This window comes from Pseudomonas sp. 18058 (assembly GCF_902706155.1).
Taxonomy (GTDB): domain Bacteria; phylum Pseudomonadota; class Gammaproteobacteria; order Pseudomonadales; family Pseudomonadaceae; genus Aquipseudomonas; species Aquipseudomonas rustica.
Window position 1 is genome coordinate 1 of record NZ_CACSJY010000106.1, and the last position, 7,838, is coordinate 7,838.

General features: G+C 59.5%; 9 protein-coding genes. 4 read left to right on the forward strand and 5 right to left on the reverse strand.

The window, feature by feature from the left end; genetic code table 11:
- Window positions 1-34: 34 nt before the first annotated feature.
- Entirely contained in the window at window positions 35-1,141 is a 1,107-nt protein-coding gene (gene sfnG, locus GVL50_RS28155) for a dimethylsulfone monooxygenase SfnG (protein WP_159815812.1), read from the reverse strand.
- A gap of 332 nt (window positions 1,142-1,473) precedes the next feature.
- Here sfnG and GVL50_RS28160 point away from each other — a divergent pair, with 332 nt between their 5' ends.
- Entirely contained in the window at window positions 1,474-2,253 is a 780-nt protein-coding gene (locus GVL50_RS28160; protein ID WP_053120291.1) for a TSUP family transporter, read from the forward strand.
- Here GVL50_RS28160 and nudC read toward each other — a convergent pair.
- From nudC to GVL50_RS28175, 3 genes are all read right to left on the reverse strand, one after another.
- On the reverse strand, window positions 2,221-3,051 hold the full coding sequence (gene nudC, locus GVL50_RS28165; RefSeq protein WP_159815813.1) for an NAD(+) diphosphatase: 831 nt from the start codon (window positions 3,049-3,051) through the stop codon (window positions 2,221-2,223). The two genes, GVL50_RS28160 and nudC, sit on opposite strands and share 33 nt — an antisense overlap.
- 6 nt (window positions 3,052-3,057) lie before the next feature.
- Window positions 3,058-3,870, reverse strand: a complete 813-nt coding sequence (locus GVL50_RS28170) for a crotonase/enoyl-CoA hydratase family protein (RefSeq protein ID WP_159815814.1) — start codon at window positions 3,868-3,870, stop codon at window positions 3,058-3,060.
- Between the two features lie 197 nt (window positions 3,871-4,067).
- Complete coding sequence (locus tag GVL50_RS28175) at window positions 4,068-4,838, reverse strand: class I SAM-dependent methyltransferase (protein ID WP_159815815.1); 771 nt, start codon at window positions 4,836-4,838, stop codon at window positions 4,068-4,070.
- A 159-nt stretch (window positions 4,839-4,997) separates the two neighbouring features.
- Between GVL50_RS28175 and GVL50_RS28180 the strand changes: the two genes are divergently transcribed.
- The 3 genes from GVL50_RS28180 (at window position 4,998) to GVL50_RS28190 (ending at window position 6,832) form a co-directional block, all read left to right on the forward strand.
- Window positions 4,998-5,531: a tetratricopeptide repeat protein gene (locus GVL50_RS28180; protein ID WP_159815816.1), complete on the forward strand. Its 534-nt coding sequence runs from the start codon at window positions 4,998-5,000 to the stop codon at window positions 5,529-5,531.
- Window positions 5,532-5,594: 63 nt separating this feature from the next.
- Window positions 5,595-6,080, forward strand: coding sequence for a sigma-70 family RNA polymerase sigma factor (locus tag GVL50_RS28185; RefSeq protein ID WP_371262375.1), 486 nt, complete (start codon window positions 5,595-5,597; stop codon window positions 6,078-6,080).
- A complete protein-coding gene (locus GVL50_RS28190; protein WP_159815817.1) occupies window positions 6,077-6,832 on the forward strand; it encodes an anti-sigma factor in 756 nt (251 codons plus the stop codon). Before GVL50_RS28185 ends, GVL50_RS28190 begins: the two co-directional genes overlap by 4 nt.
- Here the strand turns inward: GVL50_RS28190 and GVL50_RS28195 are convergent.
- Window positions 6,816-7,838 (reverse strand): hypothetical protein (locus tag GVL50_RS28195; RefSeq protein ID WP_159815818.1); only part of this gene is annotated, 1,023 nt, incomplete at its 5' end. The genes GVL50_RS28190 and GVL50_RS28195 overlap by 17 nt on opposite strands.

Sequence of the window (7,838 nt, forward strand, 5' to 3'; positions counted from 1 at the left end):
GAAGGCGTTGTGTCAGCTAACCGTTATGTCATTGTCACACCGCCTTCGCGAGCAAGCCCGCTCCCACAGTGGATTGTGTTTCAGCCTCAAGTTCCCGAACTAGCGGCAACACCCGCTCACCGAAATATTCCACTTCTTCCTGAAAGTGCAGAAACCCCGCCAGCACCAGATCCACACCCACCGCTTTCAACGCCACGATCCGCTCGGCGATCTGTAACGGCGTACCAATCAAATTGGTCTTGAAGCCATCGTTGTACTGCACCAGATCCTCGAACGTTGATTTCGCCCAGTTGCCTTCACCCTCCGGTGACGCCCTGCCCGCCTGTTTCGCCGCATCGCCAAACGCGTTCACCGCTTGCGGATCGGCCTGATCGATGATCTGCGCCAACACCGCTCGCGCTTCTTCTTCGGTGTCGCGGGCAATCACGAACGCATTGACGCCAATGTTCACCGCATGATTATTTGCCGCTGACTTGGCACGAATATCGTCAACCTGCGCCTTGATCCCTTCGACGCTGTTGCCGTTGGTGAAATACCAGTCCGACACCCGCGCGGCCATGTCTCGCGCGGCGCGGGAACTGCCGCCCTGAAAGATTTCCGGCCGCCCCAGCGGTTTCGGTTTAAGGCTGTAATGGTCGAAACGGTAGAAGTCGCCGCGAAAGGTGAAATTGTCCTGACTCCACACACCGCGCAGGCAGCGAATGAATTCTTCGGAACGGCGATAACGTTCGTCGTGCTCCAGCCAGTGCTCGCCAATCGCCTGAAACTCGCCTTTGAACCAGCCGCTGACGATGTTCACCGCGATGCGGCCGTTGGTGAGTTGATCGATGGTCGCCAGTTGTTTCGCCGCGAGCGCCGGTTGCCACGGGCCGGGCAGGAGCGCGGCGATGACTTTGAGCTTGGTCGTCGCGGCCAGCAGTGCATGACTGAACGCAACCGACTCATGCTGGAACTCGGCGCCATAACCGGCGGTGAAGCGGATCTGCGTCAGCGCGTATTCAAACCCGGCGGCTTCGGCGATCTGCGCGAGTTTGCGGTTGTAGTCGATGCCCCAATCGGTGCGCTGCTCGATCTTGCTGACCACCAGCCCACCGCTGACGTTCGGCACCCAGTAGGCAAATTTGACGGGTTGCTGGCTCATTGGCGTGTCCTCGGGATGTTTTGGGAGATGGGAGAGGTAGAGCAGCAAGTGTGCCAGCCTGAAAATGTCCGGTTTTGTTGGGTTTTTCGGTGTGCAGATGTTTTGCAGAAAGAGATTTGTTGGCTACATGTTGGGTGGGCAACAGTGGGGTGATGGGGGGCCGGACTGGCGTCTTCGCGAGCAGGCTCACTCCTACATTTGAAATGCATTCCCCTGTAGGAGTGAGCCTGCTCGCGATTGGGTCTTACGGGTCGCCGCAACAGTTGGATACAGGTAACATAACCGCCCTCCCCGCAGCTCCCGTTCTGCGCCCTGCCGAATAAGCCGATTCCATGCCTTTCGAACTCAGCGTTGACCTCACCACCCTGGCGATTCTCGCCCTTGTCGCTTTCGTTGCCGGTTTCATCGACGCCATCGCCGGCGGTGGCGGTCTGTTGACCACACCCGCGTTGCTCACCGCTGGCCTGCCGCCGCACTTGGTGCTGGGCACCAACAAACTCAGTTCAACATTCGGCTCGGCGACCGCCAGTTTCACCTTCTACCGCCGCAAGTTGTTCCATCCACGGCAATGGGTTCACGCCATTGTCGGCACACTGGTCGGCGCATTGACCGGTGCCGTCGTCGCCCATTACCTGCCGGCGGAATGGCTGAACAAGATGCTCCCGGTGATCGTCTTTGCGTGCGGCTTGTACCTGTTGTTCGGCGGCACGCCAAAAGCGCCGCTGGACAGCGACGCGCCGATCAAAAAGAAATGGCAATCGACCCAAGGTTTCAGCCTCGGTTTCTACGACGGTGTCGCCGGCCCCGGTACCGGCGCATTCTGGACGGTGAGCAGTCTGCTGCTGTACCCGATCGATCTGGTCAAGGCCAGCGGCGTGGCGCGCAGCATGAACTTCGTCAGCAACATTGCGGCGCTGTCGGTGTTCGTGTTTTCCGGGCAGGTGGACTGGATCATCGGCCTGAGCATGGGCCTGTCGGTGATGGTCGGCGCGTTCTTTGGCGCGCGCACCGCGATCAGCGGCGGCGCAAAGTTCATTCGCCCGGTGTTCATCACCGTGGTGTTGGGTTTGACCGTGCGCCTAGCCTGGCAGCACTGGTTCAGCGTGGCCTAAGCGCCGCGCCACGTAGACGTCGATCAGATAACGGGCAATCGACTTTGACGCCGGCAACGGCGGCAGGTCGTGCACGTTGAACCACTGGGCGTCTTCGATCTCGTCTTCCTGACAGACAATCTCGCCACCGGCGTATTCGGCATGGAAGCCGAGCATCATCGAATGCGGGAACGGCCAGCACTGGCTGCCCAGATACTCGATGTTCTTCACCTCGATCTGCACTTCTTCGCGCACTTCACGAATCAGGCATTCCTCCGCCGACTCGCCCGGCTCGGCAAACCCGGCCAGCGTGCTGTAAACCCCGGTGACGAAACGCGGTGAACGCGCCAGCAGAATCTCGTCGCCACGGGTGATCAGCACGATCATGCTCGGCGAAATGCGCGGATAACTGCGCAGGTCGCACGGCTGGCAATACATCGCCCGCTCGCGCGGCACCTGCGTCATTGCCTGTCCGCAGTTTCCGCAGAATCGATGCTCGCGCGCCCAGGTGCCAATCTGCGCGGCGTAACCGAGCACTTTGTAAATCGTGTGATCACCCTCGAGCATGAACGCCCGCAGACCTTTCCAGATGCACCCCGGCACCTCGCTGGCGCTGCGCAACTCCAACAGATACACGGGCTCGCCGTCGAGATGGCCAATGCCGTGCTCGGTGAGGACTGACAAGTCCTGACGTTTGAGCCATTCCCGGGGGAACAGCGCGCCGTTGTCATCGAACAGAAAGCCTTCCGGGCTGCGCGCCACGGCCCAGCCGCCCGGTTGATCGGTGTCGAGTACTGCAGTGGTCCAGCGAGCTGTCATGGTTTCTCAGTCCAGGAATTCGGGTTTCTGTTTGCTCATATGGGCGGCCATGGCCACGCGCAAGTCGGTGGATTGCAGCATGGCGGCATTCCAGGTGGCAACGTATTCGAGGCCGTCGTCGATGCGATGGTCGCGCATGTAGCTGATCATTTCCTTGGTGCCGGTGACCGCAATCGGCGACTTCGAGGCGATTTCGCGAGCGATGTCGAGCACGCCTTCGAGCAACGAGTCTTTGTCGCTGTAGACGCGATTGACCAGGCCAATGCTGCGCGCCTCTTCTGCGCCGAAGGTGCGACCGGTGTAAGCCAGCTCACGCAGCATGCCGTCACCGATGATCCGTGGCAACCGTTGCAAAGTGCCAACATCGGCGGCCATGCCGATATCGATTTCCTTGATCGAGAATTGCGCGTCTTCGGCGGCGTAACGCATGTCGCAGGCAGCGATCAGGTCGATCGCGCCGCCCAGGCAGTAACCCTGAATCGCCGCGAGCACCGGTTTGCGGCAGTTGTCGACGGCGTTGAACGAGGCTTGCAGGGTGAGAATCTTGCGGCGCAGCAGGCGCGCGTTGCGGCCGACGTCCTTGCCCAGTTCATTGGCGACGCCGGCGAGCATCATCAAATCGATGCCCGAGGAGAAATGTTTACCGTTGCCGCTGAGCACCACCACGCGCACTTCGTCGGTGTCGTCGATCCACTGGAAGATCTCGACGATCTCGCTCCAGAACGCCGCGTTCATTGAGTTGATCTTTTCCGGGCGATTGATCTGCACATGGGCGATGTTGTCGGCCAGTTCGACACTGAAGGCGGAGTATTGAGTCATGGCAGTGATCCTTTACCGGGCAGAAAATGAGGCCCGAACTATAACAAGGCATCACGGTGGCGGTTCGGACAAATGCGGGACTGACTTCAAAAGATGTAGTGCTTGGGATGGCCCCTTCGCGAGCAAGCCCGCTCCCACAAGGGGAATGCATTTCAAATGTGGGAGCGGGCTTGCTCGCGAATGGCCGCACCGCCGATTCAGTTGCCCTTCACCGCAACGAACGCCGCCGTCTCATAAGGCACCGTCACCACATCCCTGCCCCGCAACTCCGGCTCAGACTGGATCAACGCGCGAATCTGCTCATCCACCCTCGCCCGCTGCGCCTCTGGCAGCGAGGCAATAAAACTGGTCGAGCGCACCCGATTGAACAACACATCCTCCGCCGACCCGGTATGCCCATTGTGAAACTGCTGCACCTGCAACGGCCCAAACGCCGGATGCGGAAATGCTTTGCGCCATTCACCGGTGTAGTAACGCGGCGTATCGCCCTCCAGCGCATTGACGATCGCGTCCAGCTTCGGCACCCAACTGACTCGCGTATCACGCAGGTTCCAGATCAACCCGAGCCTGCCGCCGGGCTTAAGTACCCGAGCGATTTCCGTCAGCGCCTCCTTACTGGCAAACCAATGAAACGCCTGCGCACAGACCACCACATCCACCGAGGCATCCGGCAAGGGCAAATCCGTCGCCGTGCCGTGTACGGCCAGCACCTGCGGCCAGGCATCGGCGAGTTTTTCCAGCATCTGCGCCACCGGTTCAACGGCAATCACCTGCGCGCCCGTCGCTAGCAACCGGCCAGTGAACTTGCCGGTACCGGCGCCCAGATCGATCACGGTTTGGTGATTATCCAGCCCCAACGTTGCGCTCAGCCAGGCGCTGACTTGAGGCGGGTAATCCGGGCGTCCTTTCACGTAGGTGTCGGCAGCGGTTTTGTAGCCGCCAGTGGCGTGATGGAGCTGATCGTTCATGGCAGTCCCCTATATGGCAGAGCTTCGGATCAACGGCAGACGCTCACGAGCATAGCGCCGGAATTTGTGCCTCACTTGAACAGTCACTGACAAAGCAATGAATAAAATTTCACGCTGTGGTGTTCAAAGTGAAACATAACCTCCTGTGGAGCCTTGCCCATGACTATCCGTTCCGTTATGTTCGCCGCCCCGTTGCTGCTGGTCGCCGCGATGTCCAGCCATTTGGCCTTCGCCAACGGTGATGAAGACGAGCCGGTGAAGAAGCCCGAATGCCCGAAAGGCCAGGTCTGGGACAGCAAATCGCAGAAATGCGTGCTGCAAACCAGCAGCCTGTTGCCGGACGCCGATCGCACCGACTACGCCTATCGACTGGCCAAGGACGGGCGCTACGAAGAAGCCCTGGCACTGCTCGACACACTGCAACAACCGAACACCGCCAAAGCCCTCAATTATCGCGGTTACGCCACGCGCAAATTGGGGCGCACCGACGAAGGCATCGGCTATTACCTGCAATCGGTGAAACTCGATCCGCAGTACGCGCAAGTGCGCGAATACCTCGGCGAAGCCTATGTGATCAAAGGCCGCGTCGACCTGGCGCAAGAACAGTTGCAGCAGATCAAATCGATTTGCGGCACGTCTTGCGAGGAATATCAGGATCTGGCGCAAGCTATCAACGACTCATCAAAAACCTGACCTATCACAGCGGAGGCCATCATCGTCAGCGATCAGGCATTCAGAGCGGAACTCGGACAGCATCTGGCGCGATTGTGGCGCTACGGTTTGCTGCTGTCGCGCAATCGGCATGTCGCCGAGGATCTGGTGCAGGCGACGTGTGTGCGGGCATTGGAGCGTTCTGCTCAATACGCGGCGGGCACGCGCATGGATCGCTGGCTGTTGAGCATTCTGCATTCGATCTGGCTCAATGAAGTGCGCGCGCGTCGGGTGCGCAACGGCGCCGGCCAGGTCGATGCCGACGGTCAACTGGCGTTTGATGGCGAGTACGCGGCGCAGACGCACGTGATGGCTGCGCAAGTGATTCGCCGCGTAGATGCGTTGCCCGAAACCCAGCGCGAAACCGTGTATCTGGCCTACGTCGAAGGCTTGTCTTACCGCGAAGTCGCCGAGATCCTGCAAGTGCCGATTGGCACGGTGATGAGCCGCCTCGCCACCGCGCGGCTGAAACTCGCCGAATATCCGCCGCTGCAAGCCGTACCGAAAGCCACCGAAGGAGATCGCCCATGAACACGCCTTCGGATGAGCAACTCGTCGCCTATCTGGACGATGAACTCGACGCGGACTACCGGCGCCAACTCGACGACGCCATCGCTGATGACCCGCTGCTAAATCTGCGCGTGCAATGGCTCGCCCGCAGCAACCTGCCGTACAAAAACGCCTACGACGAACTCGCACAACAAGCACCGATGGAGCGTTTGCAGGCGCGGCTTGATGCGATCGCGTCGCCAGAACGTCCGGGAATAAGTCGACGCTGGTTCATCGGCGCGGCGGCGGCAGCGCTTGTCGGCGCAGGCGTACTGGCCGACCGCGTGGTGCTCGGTTGGCAAGCGAAGCAATCGCACAACTGGCGTGAATTGGTCAGTGACTACATGGCGCTGTACGTGCCGCAAACGCTCGCGCACTTGCCTACCGACGACACCACGCAACGGGCGCAACTGCAGACCGTGGACAAGCGATTGGGTCTGAACCTTTCAACGGCAAAACTGAAACTGCCCGGAGCCGAATTCAGGCGCGCGCAAGTGCTCGAATACGACGGCGTGCCGATCGCGCAGATCGTCTATCTTGACGCCAAATACGGGCCGCTGGCGCTGTGTGTGACGCGATCGAACGGCGGCAGTCGGCCAATCGCGCAGGAACACCGGCACAACATGAACGTCGTCTATTGGACCGAACGTGAACATGCCTGGATGCTCATCGGTTACAACCCGTCCTCCGAGCTCGAAGGCATGGCGCAGACGCTGATCAGTCATCAACTCTGATGTTGTCCAGGGAGAACCAGTCGGCCTTCGGACACGTGATGATCAGAAATTTGATCACCGCTCCCGCAAATACCACATTCACCGGTAAATCGAGGGAAGCCCCCAGCACCTGACTGCCGAGCGATGTTCTGTCAGCAGACAGATATTCCACCGCGCAGTCCTCGTAGTTAACGCTGACCTGCCAGAAACTCACTCGCGAACAGGTACGTTTTAGCTCCAGCTCGACGATAACCGGCTCGACCCCAAAGGCATCGCGGCTGATGCTTAACACCGGCCCGTCAACCCGCCCGGGAAACGATTCGCCGATCTCTTCGCGAGGCATGATCGCGCATTCGCCATCACCCTTCTGGAAGGTGATCTTTAGAGCCTTGGTCTCCATCACTCCGCCCTTTTTCACGGACTGATAGGGTTCCTCGGCAAAGTCTTCCAGCAGTGTGGAAGGCGAATTCAGCACCTCATAATCACGAACTTTGAAAGCAACCGCAGCGGGCACGACAGCGGCACCATCAAACGCCACTTTCAACTCGATGTGCAACGGCGTACCCGATTTGAAGTTTTTTAACAGGTCTCGCGGCAACGTGTTGTCGAGTCCATTGTTTTTCTCAAATTCGGTAACCGGAGCGCCATTGGCGACGATAATTTCATACGCATCATCATCATCATCATGATCCACGCCATGTACGCATAACCAGCGCTTCTGCCCTATCGCTATCGCCGGCCAGGGTTTACAGATGACCTGGGCGTCGCCGTCAAAAACACTCAGATCCAACGCAGTGACCAACGCCTGAGGAATGTCCGGGATTGGCAGTCGCCAATCAGCGAGTTTAATAGGCTGCACGATGATCTCTCGTTCGTCCGACAAGCGATCGTCTCCAGCGCGCAACAATTGCCACGACAACCGCAATGTTTTTCCGTGATTGGCCGCGAGAACAGCCGGGGTCAGCAGAAAGTCGGCGCGCTGACTCGCCGTAAAGTCGATCGGCGAGTAGGCCGGTGAGCCCAGCCC

Bases quoted from the DNA above. Each gene is read 5' to 3' on its own strand.
- sfnG (WP_159815812.1), bottom strand. From the start codon at position 1,141: ATGAGCCAGCAACCCGTCAAATTTGCCTACTGGGTGCCGAACGTCAGC.
- GVL50_RS28175 (WP_159815815.1), bottom strand. From the start codon at position 4,838: ATGAACGATCAGCTCCATCACGCCACTGGCGGCTACAAAACCGCTGCC.
- nudC (WP_159815813.1), bottom strand. From the start codon at position 3,051: ATGACAGCTCGCTGGACCACTGCAGTACTCGACACCGATCAACCGGGC.
- GVL50_RS28160 (WP_053120291.1), top strand. From the start codon at position 1,474: ATGCCTTTCGAACTCAGCGTTGACCTCACCACCCTGGCGATTCTCGCC.
- GVL50_RS28170 (WP_159815814.1), bottom strand. From the start codon at position 3,870: ATGACTCAATACTCCGCCTTCAGTGTCGAACTGGCCGACAACATCGCC.
- GVL50_RS28190 (WP_159815817.1), top strand. From the start codon at position 6,077: ATGAACACGCCTTCGGATGAGCAACTCGTCGCCTATCTGGACGATGAA.
- GVL50_RS28180 (WP_159815816.1), top strand. From the start codon at position 4,998: ATGACTATCCGTTCCGTTATGTTCGCCGCCCCGTTGCTGCTGGTCGCC.